Source organism: Lactococcus sp. KTH0-1S (assembly GCF_052544945.1).
Map to the genome: position 1 here is coordinate 1,388,260 of NZ_CP195165.1, position 20,292 is coordinate 1,408,551.

A 20,292-nucleotide genomic window follows, 5' to 3' on the forward strand; every position below is an offset into this window, starting at 1 on the left:
CACAAAATGATTCCTTTTTATTTTTGAATAATTTTATATTCCCCAGATTTTATATTTCCCAGTGAATATTGACCAATTGACCAACGAATTAATCGAAGCGTTGGGAAGCCAACCGCTGCCGTCATTCTTCTAATTTGCCGATTTTTTCCTTCTTTGATTGAAATTTCAACCCAGCTTGTCGGAATTGCCTTTCGCTCACGAATTGGTGGAGTACGCTCCCAAAGCCAATCCGGTTCATCAATTAATTTTACTTTCGCAGGCAATGTTTTTCCATCTTTTAATAAAAGACCTTTTTGCAACTTTTGCGCTGCTTCTGACGAAAATTCTCCCTCAACTTGAACCAAATAAGTCTTGTAAGATTTTGATTTTGGGTCTGTCAGTAAATGATTAAGCTTCCCATCATCTGTCAGTAAAAGTAGACCTTCACTATCTTTATCCAATCTTCCAGCAGCATAAACATTTGGTATTTTAATATAATCTTTTAAAGTTTTCCGACCCTCTCCGTCAGTAAATTTTGTTAGTACATCATAAGGTTTATTAAATAATATAATCATAATTTTTTTGCAAAAGTTCATCTTTCTCAAATCTATTTCTATTAATTATTTTACCAAAAAAAATTATTATTAGCTTACAAACAGAGTCATAGCTAAGACTGATGGAGGAATTTTAATTGATTTACTGCTTTAAGACCAATAATAGAATAAAATATTAGAATGTTTAATATTAATATAAGCCCCTAATAAAATAATAAAAAACTCTCCTTTAAAATGAAAGTTTTTTATTTTAGAGTAAAAGGAAGTTTTTTTACTAAGCATTCGTTTCTTCTCTTTTTGAGTTTTTTATGTTTCCACAACAAAATAATGAAAATAAGACAAGTAGTAATAAACTGACGACTAATAATCTCCTTGTTCAGGGATAGTAATCCTTAGAACATTCTTTCTTATAATGGTTTTGTTATAGACAAATTAAATTTTGAAACTTTTTATTCGTTAAATATTTTTTGTTGTGAAACTCCGGCTTTGCATCACTTTTAAAATTGCAGCAACAGTATCTAGTGATGTGAAAAGTGGAATACCGCGACTAATTGCTTCTTGACGAATACGGAAACCATCGGTAGCCGTTGTTAATGAGGCACGAGTATTTCCCATTGTGTTCACAACTGCTTGAACGCGTCCCTGACGAATATCTTCAACTAATGTTCCTTCTTCATCTTCTCCACCAGCTAGTTTTTCAACTTCACGGACATAAAGTCCATTTTCCTTAAAGAATGCAGCTGTTCCTTGAGTTGCTACTAGTGAATAACCTATTTCTGCGAAATCTTTAGCAAGTGCAAGCGTTTCTTTTTTATCTTCATCAGCAACTGTAAATAAGACCGAACCATAATCTGCCATGTGCAGTTTAGCGGCTTCAAATGATTTATAAAGTGCTTTTTCAAGGGTCACATCTGAACCCATTGCTTCACCTGTTGATTTCATTTCTGGACCAAGTAAACTGTCAACTTTTGCTAGTTTTGTAAAGCTAAAGACTGGTGCTTTCACGTGAACCATATCAGGAGTTTCCGCTAAGCCCTCTGTGTAACCTAAGTCCTTCAAGTTTTTCCCTAAAATCATTTGTGTCGCCAATTGCGCCATTGGAATGTTTGTCACTTTAGATAAAAAGGGAACAGTCCGTGACGCACGTGGATTTACCTCAATGACATAAACTTGTTCTTCAAAAATAACAAATTGAATGTTCATCATTCCGATGCAGTTCAAACCAATTGCTAATCGTTTAGTGTAATCAACAATTGTATCAATAATTTCTTGTGAAAAAGTTTGTGGTGGATAAACAGCCATTGAGTCACCTGAGTGAACCCCTGCTCGTTCAATATGTTCCATAATTCCTGGAAGAAGAACTTCTGTGCCATCACAGATTGCATCGACTTCGCATTCACGTCCTTGTAAATAAGAATCAACGAGTACTGGATGTTCAGGTGAAGCTTTTACCGCACGATTCATGTAATCACGCAGGTCTTTTTCATTATTAATGATTTCCATTGCTCGACCACCCAAAACAAAAGATGGGCGAATAAGGACTGGATAACCAATTTTATTAGCGTTAGCAACAGCTTCTTCTTCATTTGTTGCTGTAGCTCCTGGTGGTTGTGGAATCTCTAAATCTTGTAATGCTTTTTCAAATAAATCTCTATCCTCAGCACGGTCTAAATCTTCAACTTGCGTTCCTAAAATTTTAACTCCAGCTTTAGAGAGAGGTTCCGCTAAATTGATAGCTGTTTGACCGCCAAATTGAACAATCACACCTTCCGGTTGTTCTAGGTCAATGATATTCATCACATCTTCAAAAGTTAGTGGCTCAAAATAGAGCTTATCTGAAATTGAGAAATCTGTCGAAACGGTTTCTGGATTAGAGTTGATGACAATGGCTTCTTTTCCAAGGGCTTGAAGTGCTTTTACACAGTGAACTGTCGCATAATCAAATTCAACTCCTTGTCCAATACGGATGGGACCTGAGCCAAGTACAATTATTTTCTCTTTGCTTGAACGTTTAGATTCATTTTCCCATTCATAAGTTGAATAGAAGTAAGGCGTTGAGCTTTCAAATTCAGCTGCGCAAGTATCAACCATCTTGTAAACTGGAATAATTTGATTTTCTTGTCTACGACGTCTTACTTCTTCTGGACTAACGTTCCATAATTTGGCAATCTGACGGTCAGAAAATCCATTTTTCTTAGCCGTTTTTAAGAGTTCTGGTTCAAATATATTTACTTTTAATTGATCTTCAATTTCGACGATATGGAGTAATTTATCAAGAAAGAAAATATCAATCTTGGTTAAATCAGCAATTTCTTCAATCGGAATTCCACGACGAATCGCTTCTGAAACATAGAAAAGTCGGTCATCTTGTGTTTTAACCATTTTTTCATAGAGGATTTCATCATCTGCATCTTGTGCTTCTTGTAAATCATTATGAAAAACACCAATTTCTAATGAACGTACGGCCTTTAGAAGACTTTCTTCGATGTTACGTCCAATTGCCATGACTTCGCCTGTTGCTTTCATTTGTGTTCCTAGGTGGCGGTCACCATTTTCAAATTTATCAAATGGGAAGCGAGCGATTTTTGCTACAACGTAGTCAAGTGCTGGTTCAAACATGGCATAAGTTTTATTAGTGACTGGATTAATGATTTCATCTAACGTCATCCCAATCGCAATTTTAGCAGACATTTTTGCAATTGGATATCCTGTTGCTTTAGAGGCTAAGGCTGATGAACGACTTACCCGTGGGTTAACTTCGATTACTCGATATTCATAAGAGTGTGGGTCAAGGGCAAGTTGAACATTACATCCCCCTTCAATTTTTAGGGCACGAATAATATTTAGTGAAGCGTCACGAAGCATTTGATATTCGTTATCTGAGAGCGTTTGGCTTGGTGCGAAAACGATTGAGTCACCTGTGTGGACTCCAACTGGGTCAAAATTTTCCATATTGCAGACAACAATTGCATTGTCAGCAGAATCACGCATAACTTCATATTCGATTTCTTTATATCCAGCAATTGATTCTTCAATTAGGCATTGTGTTACTGGAGAAAGTTTTAGTCCATTTGCCACAATCTCACGAAGTTCTTCTTCGGTATCACAAATTCCTCCACCTGTTCCACCCATGGTAAATGCTGGACGGACGATGATAGGATAACCAATTTTGTCAGCAATTTCAACTGCTTCATCAACCGTTGTTGCAATATCACTGGCACAGAGTGGCTCACCAATTCTTTCACATAATTCTTTAAAGAGCTCACGGTCTTCTGCTTGGTCAATGGCGCTTAATTTTGTTCCAAGAAGTTCAACATTAAGCTCTTCAAGAATTCCTGTTTTGGATAATTCCATTGCCATGTTAAGTCCTGTTTGTCCACCAAGTGTTGGCAATAAGGCATCAGGACGTTCCTTACGCAAAATTTTACTGACAAACTCTAAAGTAATTGGTTCAATATAGACAGTGTCAGCTATTTCTCTGTCAGTCATGATTGTTGCCGGATTTGAATTGACTAAAACAACTTCGTAGCCTTCTTCTTTAAGTGCAAGACAGGCTTGTGTTCCTGCATAATCAAATTCTGCGGCTTGACCAATAATGATTGGTCCAGAACCGATAATCATGATTTTTTTGATATCATTGCGTTTTGGCATTTGTTTTCTCCTTTGTAGTAAAGCATAACTTCGTTGCAAATGATTCACAACCCGCTTCGCTCCTTGCGCACTTTATTTTCAACATTAAAATGTCATAAATAAAGCAAAAACATCTGCCAGAAACCTAGCAGATGTGTCCTAAAATGCCTTAGCAACTTACTGACAGTTCTGTCAGTAAGTTTTAAGGGTAATATTTCTTGTTCACAACCTTGCTAGCCTCTCTGGACTAGATTAAAAGTTTTATTGTTTATTAGTTTAGCAAAATAATTGAGCTTTTACAAGTTTTAAAACACTTTTCATTAAGAAATTAATTAAAGTAATTTTTGGATTTCTTCTTCCATTTCTTTAGGTTCCGTTTTTGGTGCAAAACGTTCAATAACATTTCCTTCTCGGTCAATTAAAAATTTTGTGAAATTCCATTTAATGGTCCCGCTAAGTGCCCCTTTTGCTTCTTTTTTCAAAAATTGATAAAGGGGATGTGCTTCTTTACCATTGACTTTAATTTTTTGAAACATGGGGAAAGTGACCCCATAATTTAATTGACAAAATTCATTGATTTCCGAATTTTCGCCAGCGTCTTGATTTGCAAATTGATTACAGGGAAAACCTAAAATTTCCAATCCTTGGTCTTTATAGTTTTCATACAACTTTTCAAGTCCTTCAAATTGCGGTGTAAAGCCACATTTACTTGCAGTGTTGACCACAATTACAACTTTGCCTTTAAAATCAGACATTGAAACAGTTTCGCCGTTCATTTTAACGGCACTAAAATCATAAAAATTCATTTGATTGCCTCCATGGCTTTTATTTAATTATTTATTGACAATACCGATTCTGTCAGTAAAAATTTATGGCTGTCAGTAAAATTTTACTGACAGAAATTTTATCGCTTACTTCTTAACTAATTTTAGTATAACAAATATTGATTTTTAAGCCAAGAACTTGAATTTTATGTTAAACTATTTTTATGAAATATAAAACTCGACGAAGAAAACCAAATCGACGTCAATCCTTGTTAAAACAGCTCATCTTTATTTTCCTAGTTATTTTAGGAATCTTAGTCTATAATAAAATTTTTAATAATCAAGCACAAAAGCCGTCTGAAGCACAACTTCAAGAAATTAATGAACATAAATTCATCAAAGAAATTGCTCCACTCGCTCAAAAATCACAAAAAGAAAGTCAAGTACTCGCTTCTATCACCATTGCTCAGGCCTGCCTTGAGTCTAATTTTGGCAAAAGCGAACTTGCAAGCAAATATCATAATCTTTTTGGTGTCAAAGCCTCTGGTGATGTGCCAAAGGTTTCGCTTGCTACGCAAGAATATGAAAATGGTCAGTGGGTCACTGTCCAAGGTGTTTTCCGTGTTTATCCTAATTTTGCTGACTCAGTTTCGGCTCACACCCAGCTTTTCCTTTACGGAACAACTTGGAATTCTAAACAATACGCTTCGGTTCTTAGTGCAACTGATTATAAAACTGCTGCTAAAGCCGTTCAAAACTCTGGCTATGCAACAGACCCCACTTATGCTGACAAACTTATCAATATGATTGAAACTTATCATTTAAATCAATATGATAAAAGTTCAAGTATTTAAAAATCACTGACAGATTTTTGTCAGTGATTTTTTTTAAAATTTTAATGTTTTTCAAAAACGCCTTTAATTGACTTGAGAATTTCCATACAGATTACAGCAATTACGGCAAGCCCTGCTGCTACAACCCATTGAGACCAACCAAAAGAGGCTGGAATTGAGAAAATTTCTCTGAGGAATGGAAGAGTAGTCAAGCTGTATAAAGCAAGACAGAAGGTCACAGCCATCAAAACATATTTATTCGTTGTAAAACCAAGTTTTAAAATATTTTGTGAATTTGAACGTGCAGCAAAAGTTTGCAAAGTACGTGCCAAAATCAATGTTGTAAAGGCCATAGCCACACCCATTTCAGGTGATGTTTTTTGTCCAACATATTGCGAAATAATCGCCGCAATCCCAATCAATGAACCCCGAATCAAAATAACCCGCATTAACCCATTGGCAAAGATTCCTTCATTTAACTGACGAGGAGCTTTTTCCATAACATCTGGTTCTGCTTTTTCCATCCCTAAGGCAATTGCTGGGACAGAGTCATTGACCAAGTTAATAAATAAAAGTTGCAAAGCAGTAAATGGATTGACCCAGCCCACGACCAAAGCAAAGACAATCGCAATAATCGCTCCTAAGTTTCCAGAGAAAAGGTAACTAATTGATTTTTTGATATTATCATAAACCACACGACCAATTGATACAGCAGAAACAATTGATACGAAATTATCATCAGTCAAAATCATACTTGACGCATCTTTTGCTACATCTGTCCCTGAACCCATTGCAATCCCAATATTAGCTTGTTTCAGGGCTGGAGCATCATTTACACCATCACCGGTCATCGCGGTTACTTGATGCTCATTTTGCCAAGCACGAACAATCCGAATTTTATTTTCAGGAGACACACGAGCATAAACTGAAATCTTTTCTAAGTTTTCACGAAGTTCTTCCTCAGTCAGTGCGTCAAGTTCTTGACCAGTGAGCGCCATATCTCCTTCGTTCATCAAACCAATATCTTTGGCAATGGCTTGTGCTGTCGTTTTGTGGTCACCCGTAATCATAATCGTTTTAATACCGGCTTTTTTTGCTTCAGCAATAGAATCATAAACAGCCTCACGCGGTGGGTCAATCATTGCTGACAGACCAATCAGAATCAAATCATTTTCGTCATTAAGTGTGAGTTCAGTCTTATCATCACTGACAGGTTTGTAAGCATAAGCTAATACACGAAGCGCTTTTTGACTGAAAGCTTCATTTTGAGCTTGAAATTTCTCTTTCAATTCAGGAGTAAATTCTTGCACTTTTCCATCCAAGAAAACTTGATTACAGCGATTAAAGAGTACATCTGGGCCACCTTTAACAAAAATTGTTTTCTGACCTTCAAAATCATTGATTGTACTCATTAATTTACGTTCTGAATCAAATGGAAATTCAGCCAGACGTGGTGATTTTTCTCTTAAATCTTGATATGGATAGCCGATTTTGTCACTGTAAGCAATTAAAGCCACTTCAGTAGGGTCACCCAGTGCTTGACCTTCTTGTGAAAATGATGAATCATTACAAAGCACCATTGCATTAAGTAACAATTTTTGGTCTGCCTGTGTTAAATCTGTCAGTTCTTTACTGCCTTGCGTTGGTAAGTAAGAATCAACAACGGTCATTTTGTTTTGAGTCAAAGTTCCAGTTTTGTCAGTACAAATGACCGAAGTTGAACCCAATGTTTCTACAGCTGGCAAATTACGCATAATCGCATGCTGTTTTGCCATTTTATTTGTTCCAACAGATAAAACAATTGTAACAACAGATGAAAGAGCTTCAGGAATTGCAGCAACCGCAACTGCAACTGCAAACATGAATGAATCAAGAACAGCCTTTTGCATATCAGCCGTTTGATTTGTCGTAAAGAGTCTCAGAATTTGAACAGCAAAAATTAAAGCACAGAGCGCTAAAATTGCCCAACCTAATTGTTTCCCAAATTTTTCCAATTTTTGTTGAAGTGGCGTTTGTTTAGCTTCTGCAGTCTCCAACATTTGAGCAATTTTACCAATCTCGGTTTGCTCAGCAATTGCTGTTACAAGAAAATCTGCCCGTCCATAAACAACAAGACTTGAACTGAAGACCATATTCTTGCGGTCACCAAGTGCAACTTCTCCCTCAATGACATCTGAAAATTTTTCAACCGGTTCAGACTCACCTGTCAGCATTCCTTCTTCAACACGTAAGTTTTGAACATCAATTAAACGTCCATCTGCTGGAATAAAATCACCGGCCTCAAGTGAAACAATATCACCGACAACAAGCTCACGCGCAGGAATTGATATTTTCTCTCCATTACGTAAAACTTTAGCTGAGGGTGCCGACATCTGTCTCAGAGCATCTAAAGAACTTTCTGCTCGTTTAGTTTGCACAACCGCAACCACTGAATTAATCATCAAAACAATGAAGATAACGAGTGATTCAACAAATTCCCCCAAGAAAAGTTGAACAAACGCAACTAAAAGTAAGATGATAACCATTGGGTCTTTCAAAGTGTCAATAAAAAGTTCCCAAGTTGAAGTCTTTTTCTTTTCTTTCAACTCATTAAAACCATCTTTAGCTTGACGATTTTCAACTTCTTTTGGACTCAAACCTTCGAATTGACTTTTAGTTTCCTCTAAAACTTCATTTACGGATTGATTGTAAGACTGCATAATGATTCTCCTTTATTTCTAACTGATATCATGAGAGGTTTTACAAAAAAAGACCTCTGCCAGATATCAAAACTGGCAAAGGTCTTGCTAAACATACATAAGTATGTCAACAAAGCCGGTGAGAATCTCACGAATTGACGACTTTGTTTCGGTCTTACCGACGCTACTCCCCTTTGGAATATTTAAGTTATTCCCATTTTATTAAAAATGGGACTTTTTGTCAAGTTATTTTCTTATTTTTTAAATACAAATCTATGATTATGTTTGATTTCTAATAAATTTAATAGCTTCTCGATTCTGTTCTTTTAAATCAATCCCTTGAGCTTTAGCCGCAAAAATACATCCACAATAGCATTGACGATAAACATCGTATTCTTTACACATCTCTACAGAACGTTTATAGCCATTATTCTTCTTAAAATCACTTGGAAGATAATTCACATCATAAATCTTTTGAATATCAAGACCAATTTCATTAATTAATTGACTATTCTTCTTTGGCGATAAAGTCAAAGCACTACCAAAATAATCAAAACCAAGTTCTAAAGCCTTCTCAGCAACTATATCCAATCGCATTTCAAAACAAGAGGTGCAACGTTTCCCACCCTCAGGTTCATTCTCTAAATGTTTTTGACGAACCATTTGTAAAAAGACATTTGGTTCATATTCGGCAGCAATAAATTGAACATTATTTCCTGTCCGTTCATTAAAATCTTTTACAAATTGTTCTTGAACCATCTTTCTTCTTGTATATTCAGTTGACGGATGAATATTTGAATTAGCAAAATAAATCGTCACATCGGCTGATTGTGTAAGGTATTCTAATGAATAAGTACTACAAGGGGCACAACAAGAATGAAGTAAAATTTTGGGACGAACAGAATCTCTTTCCCAACTTTCGCGAACTTTTTGAAAAACACGATCATAATTTATTTTTTGATTAGGATTCATTTTTTCAATGATATTTAAACTGTTTTCCATCATTACATCCTTAAATTCTCTCTATTTCTGTCAATTATTATATCATATTTTGAAATAAAAAATGGCCTCATTTAAGAGGCCACAATTGGTTATTATATCTGTTACATCAAATTCTTGGAAATTTGAAAAATCTAAGAGATATTGGATAAGATAATTCTACCCATTTTCGACTTTGCTTTCAATACCATTTATTGGTAACTTTTGTTAATCACAAAAATAATCTCCTCACTAAAAGAACTATTTTTTCTTCTTCTCGCTAAACTTTTTTCTAATTTTTTATTTTTACTTTTTATAAAAGCAGTAAAAGTTAAACTTGAAACTCCTGTTATTAACCAAATTTCCCAACCATCTTTAGCATTAAATCTGGCAAATATTGAAATTTCTTTAACTATTTCTTTCCAGAATTCCGTCACAACTTCTTCCACTTCCATGTGTGAATTTGAAAAAATGAGCACCAATTATATAATTCCGGTCTGGTAAATTTTTCAACTTCAAACAAATGTTTCGATAACCTAAAATTCAAAACGCTTCTCGAACTTTTGAATGATTCTCAGAAAAAATAACCTTAAATAATTTATGAAAATCTTAAAAATTATTTAGGTTATTTAAAAAATATTATAATCTATCAGACCGTAGAAGTATCCATATAGACTTTAGAAATAATTCTGTAACCAGCATCACTATTTACATCTTTAATTTCTAAATTACCATCAGAATTAATTCTAAATTCGTTAACTAATGTTTTATTAGCATTATCAGCACCACCATTAGACGTTGGTGAATAATCTATTTTAAAAACCTTCACATTTGCAATATTACCATCAGTAGCCGTTTCTAAATCATAGACCACATCAATCCCAGGTTTCAACCCCTTTTGTTCAAATAAAGCATCTTGAACAGCTACTACCCACATATTTATTTGATTCGTTGTTAATTGATTTTGTTTAATATCTGGAAAACTTTGTGATACAACTTTCATTGCCGGATAATGTTCAAAGTCAATCGCTTCAAGTTCTCCTGAACTATTAACTTCATAAGCGTTAACGGAATCAATTTGCGTCGCAGTATAATCTATTTTTGCTTGATACAAATTATTATCATTTTTAGAAACAGTAATTCGAAGAGGATGAGTATCTTTCATTTGATTGCTCTGTGTGATTGCTACCCATTGCTCAAATTGATTTTCAGTTAGATTTTTTGTATCCACACTCAACTGACTTTGAGTTGTTTCTTCTTGACTGCTACTTGATGGTTGGCTGCTTGAACTTTTCTGGCCTTCATTTATTTCACTAGTTTTTGAAGTGATTTCCTTTTTTGAGCTATTTTTTAAACTAGAAGCATTTGTTTTTACTCCACCAGTTTCATTATGTTTTACTAATGCAAAGCTTAGTCCACCAATAATTAAAACCGACACCACTCCAATAGCAGCAGATTGCCTTTTTGTTAACTTTTTCATCTAATACTCCTCCTAAAATCATTCTAACTTAAATTAATCTAAAAATCTATCATTTAGATGTATTTCTTTGTATTTCTTTTGATACAATTCTTTTAGTGGGACTTTATCAAGTTTTGCCAGATGGGAATTTCTATCTAGTCACTCGCGGTTCAACTAACAACACCTATATAAGATATTAATAAAAAGCTAATAAGCTCTTTCTATAACAAAGTTTATTAGCTTTTTTTTGCTATAATTATAAGTATGAATAAAAGCAGAATAGAGGCGCTTACCGACGGAATATTTGCCGTAGTAATGACCCTAACAGTTTTAGAATTTAAAGTTCCAGAAGACGGAAATCTTTTTTCACCAAATGTATTACTGATGCTCCTTATTTATATCACTACTTTTGTTGCCCTTGCTTCCATTTGGAACTCACTACACCATGTAATGACATTTATCAAATCAAATAAAGTTGATGAGTTAATTCTCTGGTCTAATCATTGGATTCTACTTATTGTTTGTCTCTTCCCCTTTTCAACTGTTGCACACGCAGAACATCCAAACTCTCTGACTGCAAGTTTAGCCTATGTTTCAACTTACTTAATTCCTTGGATTAGTTTGATTGTTTTCAGTCAAATGATTTATAAACAATACAATGGAAGTGCAACTCTTCGAAAGAGAAATCTGGAGAGAATTAAAATCTTTCTAGTCTTTTTACTACCTGGAGCTCTGATATCACTGGTTTGGTTGTATGCTCTACCAATAGTGACTATTTTAATGTCAATAAATTGGGGGAGACATAGTAATTTTGATTAAGCGTCTAAACAACGTTTTTTTTATTTCTGTTTTACGATTTATAGATTTCTTGACTCCAAACAATTTATTTTTGAAACATAAATGAGTATTTCTTCAAAACTGACCTTGCATAAACGTAAATTATCCCTTTTATTTTCCATGTTAAAATTGATAAGTAAAATATATTTTTGTGAGGTACTTTTTTGAAAAAACATTTTGGTTTATCTGGCTGTCAACTTAAAATAACAGCAATTGTAATCATGCTACTTGACCATATTTACCTAGAAGTTCTTCTAGGACTTCTTGGGATACCCGAAGTCGAAAAATAATAACACGCCTTCTAGTTGCTGGAGCAGTCATGACCCTAGGAAATTTAGTCATACATTATCTCATGAATGTCTCCATAAGCTTTTTTACTATCCTTAATCCAAATATCTTTCTGAGTTTAGCTTGTGGTTTTAATGCTGTATGGCTCCTTGATACTATTATAGAAAAGAAAAAATATTGCTAATTTTTCCGCTCATTTTCGTTTCAGCTCTTTCAATATTTACAGAAGCAAGTTTAGTTGTGCTAATCCTTCCATCTTTAATGTACTCATCACGTAAAAATAGAAAAGGTTGGATTCTTTATATTGGTAAAATACTTTTATCAATCTTATTTCTTCTATAGGTTTTTTCTTTTGATACTTCCATGTCGCTCTGGCAAAGTATTTCTCTTAACCCAGAATTCCTAATCATCACCGGTCTACTTTTTATTTACCTATACAACGGCAAAAAGGGTGGTCGCTCTTCAGCCTTTGAAAAACATTTTTTCTATGGTTTTTATCCAATTCATATCTGGATCTTGTTTATTATTGGTCACTTACTAAACAACAAAATAGATTTGAAATAAAAAACGCTAATCTAAGCGTTTTTTATCTTTAAAGAAGTTAATTTTAAGTTCAAAGCGATAGCAAAAGAGCTATTAAAGTTACAAGAGCCGGCAAAGCTTGGGCAAATAATATTTTTTTCGTCACTGTCAAAGCACCATAGATTCCAACTAAGATGACAAAAAGCATCGCAATAATAAAAACGGTAGTAGCTGCATTCATTATGGCTAGCACTATAATCATCAAACCAAAACCAAGATTATAAATTCCTTGATTGGAGAGCGCAACCTGCAATGTCTTATTTTTTAATTCAGATTCATCAAAACCAAAAGCATCAGCTTGTAACTTTGTTCCTCCAAACATCTCAATAAATCCAAACAATAAATGCTCTATTCCCACAATAATTATTAAAATAAGTGATATCATAAATTTCTCCTCAACTAGATTATATCAGCATAAATTAGATATAAAAAACAAAAAGAACTGTCACTAGTGATAGCTCTTTTTTTCAAAAACTAATTTTTATCCTTGTACAATAGTTACACCACAAGGTGCATGATTTACAACGTAGTTAGTCGTAGATCCTGCAAGTAATCTATCAAATGCTCCTGCACCAGTAGCTCCCATAACAATCAAATCAATATCATTATCTTTAGCGTACTGAACGATTTCTCGCTTTGGAGAACCTGATAAAATTTGAGTTTTAAAATTAAACTCAGCTGGAATAATAGAGCCTACTTTAAGTAAAATATCACTTGCCAATTGATCCAAGCCTGGTGTTTCAACTATACCATAGTTTGCAATACCATAATATCGCACCAAATCTTTAACAGTCAACACTATTAATTCTGCTTCGGACCACTGAGCTAGCATAACTCCTTCTCGAACTGCATTATAAGCTTGGTCAGAGCCGTCAACAGGGACCAATATTTTTTTATACTGTTTCGCCATAATAAAACCTCCACCTATTCTTATAATTTTATTATAATACTAACACTAAAAAAATGAAAGCGATAAACAAAATATTTTATGAAAAAAGAGCAACAAAAAATCCCTGATAAAAATCAGGAATAACTTATTTATTTTTTGTACTCTTTAAGTTCTTCTTCTTTGAGATATGATTGTTAACTTCCATTAGTTCTAACTAAGTTTCATGCTTTATTTTCAATGATTACCGTACCGATAATTCCTTTATATTTCGCATCTAATAAACTCAATAATTGTCCGATTTTATACTTCATTTCCCGTTTTTTTATAGATGAAACAAATCACTTTTGAATCATTTTAACTTGTTCTTTATTAAATCTCTTGTTTTTCCAAATTCAGACAAAATTACTGCTTCTGTTCCTAGAGCACTAGCTTGATCTTCTGAAACACAATGTTCATTCAGGAATCATCAGACGTTTATCCAAAGCATCTCTACAAAGAGCATTAATTAAATCACTCTCATTAAAACACTTCACATCAATTAAATCTGATTAATGGTTAGAGAGAGATCTACATCATCCTCAGCCATCACCTGGACTGCACGAGAGTTAAATCCATGAGTTTCTATCCTCACAGAATGAACTTCCCATCTTTTAGAAATTTATACCCATAGCCTTCTGCCATCTGAGAATGATAAGAATTCCCTGTCCAAAAAAAATAAACCTTTTTCAAAATGACGCTCCACTTCCTTTTTACTAACTTATTATATACTATTTTTATTTATCTATGTATAACTAGTTTTTGCTTACTAATTTTAAAAATTTAAAAATTAATACCCATTTATATTGATCCTCACTTTTTTATTTTTTCATCATCAAACTCTTGAAGTATTTTTTTCTTATTTTTTTAAATGATTCTATCAGAAGAAGACTGAAGAAAATTGGAAATAACTCCACCATGAACTGATAAAAACCTATTACTGAGCCCAAATAATTTATTCCAACACCAATAAGTGCCACACCAAAAATTAAGCCTGCGATTGATACTACTATACTTCTTTTTTCAGAATCATCTTCCATTAAATTTCTCTCCTTGTTACCTAATTATGTAGCAAAGTTTTACTATAATTCAAATCTCATAAACTTCGCTTTTGCTAACCTGCTGAACATGATAAGTTTGGCTTTAACTTGTTTGAGACCTTTTTAATCATTTAGTGTTTGGCAACTATTTTTATTTCTGTCTTTAAATATTATCTATCCACCAAACGGATATCTTTATATTATAAAATATAAAGATACCAATAAGATTAGGGCGACTACCACAAACCAAGCAAAATTATATTTTGTCGACATCAGTCAAAATTCAACCTGTGAGAATTTTTATTTGGTTACATTTAATTCAGAGAATTAAAAAAACCACTCCGAAGAGTGGCTAATATGAATAAATGGGAAGAGCCAACCGAAGCTCATCCTTGTAAAGAACTGACAGGACTGTGAGGACTTTACAGCATTTATGTAAGCGATTAAATTATACTATAGTAACCTATTTTTGTCAACCTATAAAAACGTCATCCTGTCTGAGGCATTTCTATCTATTATATCAATATCACTCGCATAAAATGATATGACCCTTGTTAGTATTTCCATTTATTTTGTCGTAAGCAATAATATTCGTTAACAAATTATTAATTGATAAAAAGAAAATATCAATGGACATCAAATACTCGAAGCAATAACAACAGCTCAATGATGGTTAAAGTATTTTCGAAATAATTAGCGTGAAAATTATAAAATGAATCATCTATTTTTGAATTTATAGTCTTCTTTTCTTCTAAATTTTTACACAATGCATTTCTTTTGACACCGTTATCATTTATTGGTATTCTTAAATTATCAATTAAGAAGGAAACCCGAAAATGGTTGGGAGAATATTAATATTTAGTGGGTTCAAATCCCACCTCCTTCATTATATACTCTGAAGTACTTTGCCATAATTACCCATTTAGATTAACCTACTAGTCCACAACTAGTAGGTTTTTTTGATAAAAAGAAATACCCGACGAAGCGAGGGTGATTCCTATAAAAAATTAACTTAAACTAACTAAATTAACTCGACAGATGGAGTTACATAATTTCATTTTTTATGCTTTTATAACTGCTTTAATCTGGTCTGGAGTATCATAGTGGTTACATGGAAATAAACAAATACAAATTGATGATGAAGCATTGCTAATATATTTTATTATAGTAAGGACATCGACAATTGTTAAAGCCCTGACCGAAGTCGGGATTGAATACCAACTACTATTTTTTATTCGAAACATCTTTTGCTGTAATCTTCTCCGACTCTTTTCTATCTTATTCTTTTTTGCCTCTTTTCCGCTTTCATAAATCGTAACAAGTACAAAAAAACTAGGAATGACATAAATATATCTTTAAAATTAAATCCTAATGTCCACTCCTATAAAAAGAAAGCTAAAAGCTCAGAAATATTATAGGAAGGATAGAACCAGATGTTTATTTCCAATATATCCACAAAATGTTTGAATAGCTATAATAGCAACAATTATTAAAATTTCTACTCAATTTTCATCGTTACTCTACTTATATTTTCTGACAGTTTTATCGTTTAAATAAATTTATTTACCTATCTAAAGATTTGCAAAATCATGTAAAACAACTTGGTAAGAATAAAATTTATGTGTATATGATTTGACAGCTGGGACTACATTAGTAATAAGCGTTATTGATTCTTCTATCAGAAGGATTAGAATCCTATGAATTTAGCTATGCATTGGAGGACTGGAAAGGAATGAATCATCCAACTGAAAATGTAAAATAATAGCCAACCTATAGAAATAATCCTAAGTCAATATAAATTTTTAAAAATAACCCTAACATAGTGATATACCTCTAATAACTAGACTTTTAAGTCTATTTATTAGGGGTCAAATCACTATGTCAGGGCTTTAATCATATGTTTTATTGTGCATCTTTAACAGCTTGGTCTGACTTTGCTCTAGTATCTTGTACCTCACGTAAAGCTTGGTCATTACTTTGACTGGACTGTTGACGCAAATCATTAAGTTGTTGATTTAATTGGGCAATTGTTTGATTTGCTGAATCAACTTCTTTTTGTTTATCGGCTACTTTTTGATTGCCTTCTGCAATTTTAGCATTGATTTCATTAATCTTAGCTTGAATTTCATTTTGTTTATCCACATTTGCTTGTGCTAACTGAGCTTGAAGTGCACTTACTTGTGAATTTTGAGAATCAACTGAACTTTTTAAGTTTGCAATTGTATTATTTAAATCAGAAATTGTTTGATTTTTTGTCTTAACTCGATTTGAAAGTGTATCGATGTTATTGTTAATGGTCTGAATTTCTCCATGTCCAGTCCAATAATTGTCTGCTAATGTTTTAACACCGATAGTTGCGCTAAATACAATAGCAAATGTTGCTGCTGCAATGATAATCTTTTTGATTTTCATTTTTAAAGTTTCCTCTTTTTTTCAAAATTTACACACAAAAAGTATTGTAGCATATGCATTACGTTTTAGCAATACCAATTATTAAAAAAACTGTATTTTTTAGTTATATAAAAAAACTATACCCCCAAAAACCGCTTAATAGCCCAACTTATCTAATTCATAGAATGAATAATTATCTTAATATACCAAAAATCGATTTATACAAGTGTAATAAAAAAATTACTAAACAAAAATCAAACTTAATTCATAATATTTGTAAGATTTGACCAATATAGAGTAAATTAGAATTTGAAATGCTGTTCTTGGTGAAGAAAAATTGTAGAATCTTTTTAAATTTGCAATAACATACCCTAAATCAAAACAAATTTTTGATCCGAAAATGGCTTTCAGAGATAACTACAGCTAAATATATTGCACTTATTAGTATTCACGCATTAAGACATACCCAAGCAAGCTTACTTATTGAATCTGGCATGAGTTTGAAATAAGTTTAATATCGCCTAAGCTATGAGAATTTAAAAACTACAGTGAACATTTAAACTCACATTACTAAATTTTCTAAAGATAAAAAAAGGACAATAATTTTCCGATTATATTGATTTTTAACCAGTGTATATAAACCGTTTTTTTATTTTCCACCTCCCTTTTATCAGATTGTATCGTATCATATCGGATTAGAGAAAAGAAAAACCGCTCTGTTGAGCGATTTCTAATACTATAGGATTCTATAAAATCCATTCAATGGAGGCGAGGGAAGTTTTTTATATAAGATAAAAATCATTCATTACGGTTTTTGGGTCTGTAATCTTCTATTTTGTGGTTTTTGCTGGTCTCAAACCAGGGACCGGTTATTTTTCAACCTGTTCAAGTAATTGTAAAAGAGACATACGTTCATATTCTCTTCCTTCTAATTTTCTAATTCCTTCTTTATAGTAAGTCATAACTTCCTCAAATTCTTCATCATTTGTATATAAATAGTCATCACGGTTAGGTTGGTCCGCATCCACATAGTCGATAAAGATATCCGCTTCTTCTTTACTCTTGATAGCAAACACTTTAAAACTTTTACCGTAACAAGCCATATCTTCAATTATATGCACTATTAAATTCCTATTACACATCACAGTACCTCGTGTTAAATTATAGTTTAATATGCTCAAAGAGGGACTTGAACCCTCACGGTTTAAATAACCAACGAATTTTAAGTCCGCAGCGTCTGCCAATTCCGCCATTCGAGCAAATCTCCGTCTAGACACTAAACGGAGACATTTATATTATAGCATATTATGTACTTAATACATTTATAAGTAAACGCATACAAAAAAACTTGACTATGATTAATTTTTCTGATAATATTACTTTTGTAGGTAAAAGATTTGGCTTATCCATTTCTTGGAATACGTTTACATTCCACTAGCGCTGGGCTAGTGGTTTTTTTGTAATCAAAAAGCTACTCCAAAGAGTAGCCATCATCTAATAAGGAGAAAACCTCCTCGCTTGTCCTGCTTCATTATATCATTCTTCGTATCCGTTTTCAATACTAAAAAACGCCTCCTAATAAGGGGAGAGACGTTTAAGGAAAATTTTATTATGAGCTTCTCATGGATGAAGAAAGCTCAAGGAAATAAAATATCAGGATGATTTATTATAGCGCTATCATTAATTTTTGTCAAGAAAAAAGCCGCTCCGAAGAGCAGCTTAACTCTAGAAATAGGATGAAATCACACAAACATCCCAAATATATTATAGCATATCTATATTGACAATTGTGTATAAAATTGTTAATATTATAACAGTTAGTGCAAGTTAATCTAGTTTTATACTATATTATTCATACCTTGTTCTAATCACGTTCCGGCACTGGCTTAATGCTAGTGCTTTTTGATATAAAAAAACCACTCCGAAGAATGGCTATACGAGGTGAGCAGGAGTTCTAAACCGCTCAAATTTATTATAGCACAAAAAAGCGCCCCAGTTAGGAGAGGGACGCTCGGAGTAAACTTTATGAAAGTTTTTTCGGAATAAATGTATTATAGAACTTATTTCTTAAACGAATAATAAAAAAACACCGTCACTTAATCAAAAACGGTGTTAGTTGCAAAACTACATACAGTATAACCTTTAATCAGAATTTTGTAAACAAAAACACCCTGCATGGCGGCAAGGTGTTCAAGCGTTTATAATTTGAATGTATTATTACTATACTCCTTGTATAATATAGTGTAAACTGAAACGACTTGTGAAATAAAAAACTACTCTATAAAAGAGTAGCATGAAAGTTATTATGAAAAAAACTTATTTTAAGGGGGAGACTATATTATATAATTTATACTTTTTGCTGTAAAGCAAAACGTCCCTAATTAAAGAAACGCTAACTCTAGAAAGTCACCTACAATATACCATAATCTCATTTTTTTGTAAATATAAAGAAGCCGCAGCGCACGACTTCTATAGTTATGAATAACAAGAGACTGTGACCTCTTTAATACAAATATACCAACAAAAAGGAAATATTACTAATTATTTGTTCCAAAATAAGAAGGCCTTACTTCTAAATAAGAAATGGCAGCTCAGCAATATATAGCGTTTTCACCTCTACTTGTCAATCTGCCAATCGTTTTAATCTAGATTCTAATAAAGAAAAACACCTTCGCCAAAAGGTGCTTTCTGAAACACTATTAAAATACTACTCGTAGAATTATTATATTACCATCACGTTATTTTGTAAAGAATATTGTTTTGATTAAAATACCTTGCATAATAATTTACATTTTGATATTCTTTTTAAAAATATACTTGGAGAACAATATGAAAAAAATATTATTTACAATTTTAGCTTTAGGTTTTAGTTTGATCGTATTGAGTGGTTGTCAAACTAGAGAAGATAGTTCGGATTGGTTACAAGGCGACTGGTATAGTAAGGACTGGAATGTAACTTACACTATCATTATGCAAAATGATGATGACTGGGTAATTAAGGATGGAGAGCATACCATTGCTAGATGTTCACAAGAATACACTGACGAAAACAATAAAAAAGAAATCGAACTTGTTAGTAAGAAAGGAACTGAATTTCATATCACTCCTATTGATAAAACTCATATAAAATTTCAACAAGTAAGTAAAGATGGCACATTAGGGACTACCGATGCAGTCGAGTTTGTAAAAAAACAATATTAGAAGACAGAATCAATCCCTGCTTTTTGTTGTAAAGAGGAACAGTGATTTATTTATAAAATATATCAATAATTCATATATACCAACCTTTCGTTGGTATTTTTTTCTTGTTAAAACGCACAAAAGAGTCAAAATAAAAAAACTCCTTTTAAGGAG

The 20,292-nt window shown here is 33.0% G+C and carries 15 protein-coding genes, 1 tRNA gene and 1 pseudogene; 4 read left to right on the forward strand and 13 right to left on the reverse strand.

The window, feature by feature from the left end; translation table 11 throughout:
• Positions 1–17: 17 nt before the first annotated feature.
• From ACRYLU_RS06760 to ACRYLU_RS06770, 3 genes are all read right to left on the reverse strand, one after another.
• A complete protein-coding gene (locus tag ACRYLU_RS06760) occupies positions 18–554 on the reverse strand; it encodes an rRNA large subunit pseudouridine synthase E (protein WP_038602816.1) in 537 nt (178 codons plus the stop codon).
• A gap of 435 nt (positions 555–989) precedes the next feature.
• Positions 990–4,184, reverse strand: a complete 3,195-nt coding sequence (carB, locus tag ACRYLU_RS06765) for a carbamoyl-phosphate synthase large subunit (RefSeq protein ID WP_260310398.1) — start codon at positions 4,182–4,184, stop codon at positions 990–992.
• Between the two features lie 311 nt (positions 4,185–4,495).
• A complete protein-coding gene (locus ACRYLU_RS06770) occupies positions 4,496–4,969 on the reverse strand; it encodes a glutathione peroxidase (protein ID WP_015426594.1) in 474 nt (157 codons plus the stop codon).
• 182 nt (positions 4,970–5,151) lie between these two features.
• On the opposite strand from ACRYLU_RS06770, the gene ACRYLU_RS06775 reads away from it, so the two are divergent.
• On the forward strand, positions 5,152–5,781 hold the full coding sequence (locus tag ACRYLU_RS06775) for a glycoside hydrolase family 73 protein (RefSeq protein ID WP_012897981.1): 630 nt from the start codon (positions 5,152–5,154) through the stop codon (positions 5,779–5,781).
• A gap of 41 nt (positions 5,782–5,822) precedes the next feature.
• Here ACRYLU_RS06775 and yoaB read toward each other — a convergent pair whose 3' ends face one another.
• The 4 genes from yoaB to ACRYLU_RS06795 all read right to left on the reverse strand — a co-directional run bounded on the left by yoaB (position 5,823) and on the right by ACRYLU_RS06795 (position 10,896).
• On the reverse strand, positions 5,823–8,459 hold the full coding sequence (gene yoaB, locus ACRYLU_RS06780; protein ID WP_038600560.1) for a cation-translocating P-type ATPase: 2,637 nt from the start codon (positions 8,457–8,459) through the stop codon (positions 5,823–5,825).
• 258 nt (positions 8,460–8,717) lie between these two features.
• Positions 8,718–9,440: an epoxyqueuosine reductase QueH gene (locus ACRYLU_RS06785; RefSeq protein ID WP_038600558.1), complete on the reverse strand. Its 723-nt coding sequence runs from the start codon at positions 9,438–9,440 to the stop codon at positions 8,718–8,720.
• A gap of 188 nt (positions 9,441–9,628) precedes the next feature.
• Entirely contained in the window at positions 9,629–9,871 is a 243-nt protein-coding gene (locus tag ACRYLU_RS06790; RefSeq protein ID WP_229049655.1) for a hypothetical protein, read from the reverse strand.
• Between the two features lie 194 nt (positions 9,872–10,065).
• Complete coding sequence (locus ACRYLU_RS06795; RefSeq protein ID WP_445080801.1) at positions 10,066–10,896, reverse strand: hypothetical protein; 831 nt, start codon at positions 10,894–10,896, stop codon at positions 10,066–10,068.
• A 243-nt stretch (positions 10,897–11,139) separates the two neighbouring features.
• Here ACRYLU_RS06795 and ACRYLU_RS06800 point away from each other — a divergent pair, with 243 nt between their 5' ends.
• Complete coding sequence (locus tag ACRYLU_RS06800; RefSeq protein WP_038600554.1) at positions 11,140–11,694, forward strand: TMEM175 family protein; 555 nt, start codon at positions 11,140–11,142, stop codon at positions 11,692–11,694.
• 182 nt (positions 11,695–11,876) lie between these two features.
• Positions 11,877–12,564 (forward strand): annotated as a pseudogene (locus ACRYLU_RS06805) (TraX family protein).
• 49 nt (positions 12,565–12,613) lie between these two features.
• On the opposite strand, the gene ACRYLU_RS06810 reads toward ACRYLU_RS06805, so the two are convergent.
• From ACRYLU_RS06810 to ACRYLU_RS06835, 6 genes are all read right to left on the reverse strand, one after another.
• Positions 12,614–12,967: a DUF1304 domain-containing protein gene (locus ACRYLU_RS06810; RefSeq protein WP_038600549.1), complete on the reverse strand. Its 354-nt coding sequence runs from the start codon at positions 12,965–12,967 to the stop codon at positions 12,614–12,616.
• Between the two features lie 96 nt (positions 12,968–13,063).
• Positions 13,064–13,492, reverse strand: a complete 429-nt coding sequence (locus tag ACRYLU_RS06815) for a universal stress protein (protein ID WP_038600546.1) — start codon at positions 13,490–13,492, stop codon at positions 13,064–13,066.
• Positions 13,493–14,328: 836 nt separating this feature from the next.
• Positions 14,329–14,547 carry a hypothetical protein gene (locus ACRYLU_RS06820; protein WP_260310400.1) on the reverse strand — a complete coding sequence of 73 codons (219 nt, stop codon included), beginning with the start codon at positions 14,545–14,547 and terminating at the stop codon, positions 14,329–14,331.
• Between the two features lie 1,902 nt (positions 14,548–16,449).
• Positions 16,450–16,959 (reverse strand): hypothetical protein, encoded by a 510-nt coding sequence (locus ACRYLU_RS06825; protein ID WP_311866525.1) that lies wholly within the window; start codon positions 16,957–16,959, stop codon positions 16,450–16,452.
• 848 nt (positions 16,960–17,807) lie between these two features.
• Positions 17,808–18,014 (reverse strand): hypothetical protein, encoded by a 207-nt coding sequence (locus tag ACRYLU_RS06830; protein WP_256294102.1) that lies wholly within the window; start codon positions 18,012–18,014, stop codon positions 17,808–17,810.
• A 98-nt stretch (positions 18,015–18,112) separates the two neighbouring features.
• A tRNA-Leu gene (locus ACRYLU_RS06835) sits at positions 18,113–18,197 on the reverse strand.
• 1,570 nt (positions 18,198–19,767) lie between these two features.
• Between ACRYLU_RS06835 and ACRYLU_RS06840 the strand changes: the two genes are divergently transcribed.
• On the forward strand, positions 19,768–20,139 hold the full coding sequence (locus ACRYLU_RS06840) for a membrane lipoprotein lipid attachment site-containing protein (RefSeq protein WP_038600538.1): 372 nt from the start codon (positions 19,768–19,770) through the stop codon (positions 20,137–20,139).
• Positions 20,140–20,292: the final 153 nt, after the last annotated feature.

What these genes read in the sequence shown, in the direction of transcription:
- ACRYLU_RS06760 (WP_038602816.1), bottom strand. Translation starts at nt 554, where the DNA reads ATGATTATATTATTTAATAAACCTTATGATGTACTAACAAAATTTACT.
- carB (WP_260310398.1), bottom strand. Translation starts at nt 4,184, where the DNA reads ATGCCAAAACGCAATGATATCAAAAAAATCATGATTATCGGTTCTGGA.
- ACRYLU_RS06770 (WP_015426594.1), bottom strand. Translation starts at nt 4,969, where the DNA reads ATGAATTTTTATGATTTTAGTGCCGTTAAAATGAACGGCGAAACTGTT.
- ACRYLU_RS06775 (WP_012897981.1), top strand. Translation starts at nt 5,152, where the DNA reads ATGAAATATAAAACTCGACGAAGAAAACCAAATCGACGTCAATCCTTG.
- yoaB (WP_038600560.1), bottom strand. Translation starts at nt 8,459, where the DNA reads ATGCAGTCTTACAATCAATCCGTAAATGAAGTTTTAGAGGAAACTAAA.
- ACRYLU_RS06785 (WP_038600558.1), bottom strand. Translation starts at nt 9,440, where the DNA reads ATGGAAAACAGTTTAAATATCATTGAAAAAATGAATCCTAATCAAAAA.
- ACRYLU_RS06790 (WP_229049655.1), bottom strand. Translation starts at nt 9,871, where the DNA reads ATGGAAGTGGAAGAAGTTGTGACGGAATTCTGGAAAGAAATAGTTAAA.
- ACRYLU_RS06795 (WP_445080801.1), bottom strand. Translation starts at nt 10,896, where the DNA reads ATGAAAAAGTTAACAAAAAGGCAATCTGCTGCTATTGGAGTGGTGTCG.
- ACRYLU_RS06800 (WP_038600554.1), top strand. Translation starts at nt 11,140, where the DNA reads ATGAATAAAAGCAGAATAGAGGCGCTTACCGACGGAATATTTGCCGTA.
- ACRYLU_RS06810 (WP_038600549.1), bottom strand. Translation starts at nt 12,967, where the DNA reads ATGATATCACTTATTTTAATAATTATTGTGGGAATAGAGCATTTATTG.
- ACRYLU_RS06815 (WP_038600546.1), bottom strand. Translation starts at nt 13,492, where the DNA reads ATGGCGAAACAGTATAAAAAAATATTGGTCCCTGTTGACGGCTCTGAC.
- ACRYLU_RS06820 (WP_260310400.1), bottom strand. Translation starts at nt 14,547, where the DNA reads ATGGAAGATGATTCTGAAAAAAGAAGTATAGTAGTATCAATCGCAGGC.
- ACRYLU_RS06825 (WP_311866525.1), bottom strand. Translation starts at nt 16,959, where the DNA reads ATGAAAATCAAAAAGATTATCATTGCAGCAGCAACATTTGCTATTGTA.
- ACRYLU_RS06840 (WP_038600538.1), top strand. Translation starts at nt 19,768, where the DNA reads ATGAAAAAAATATTATTTACAATTTTAGCTTTAGGTTTTAGTTTGATC.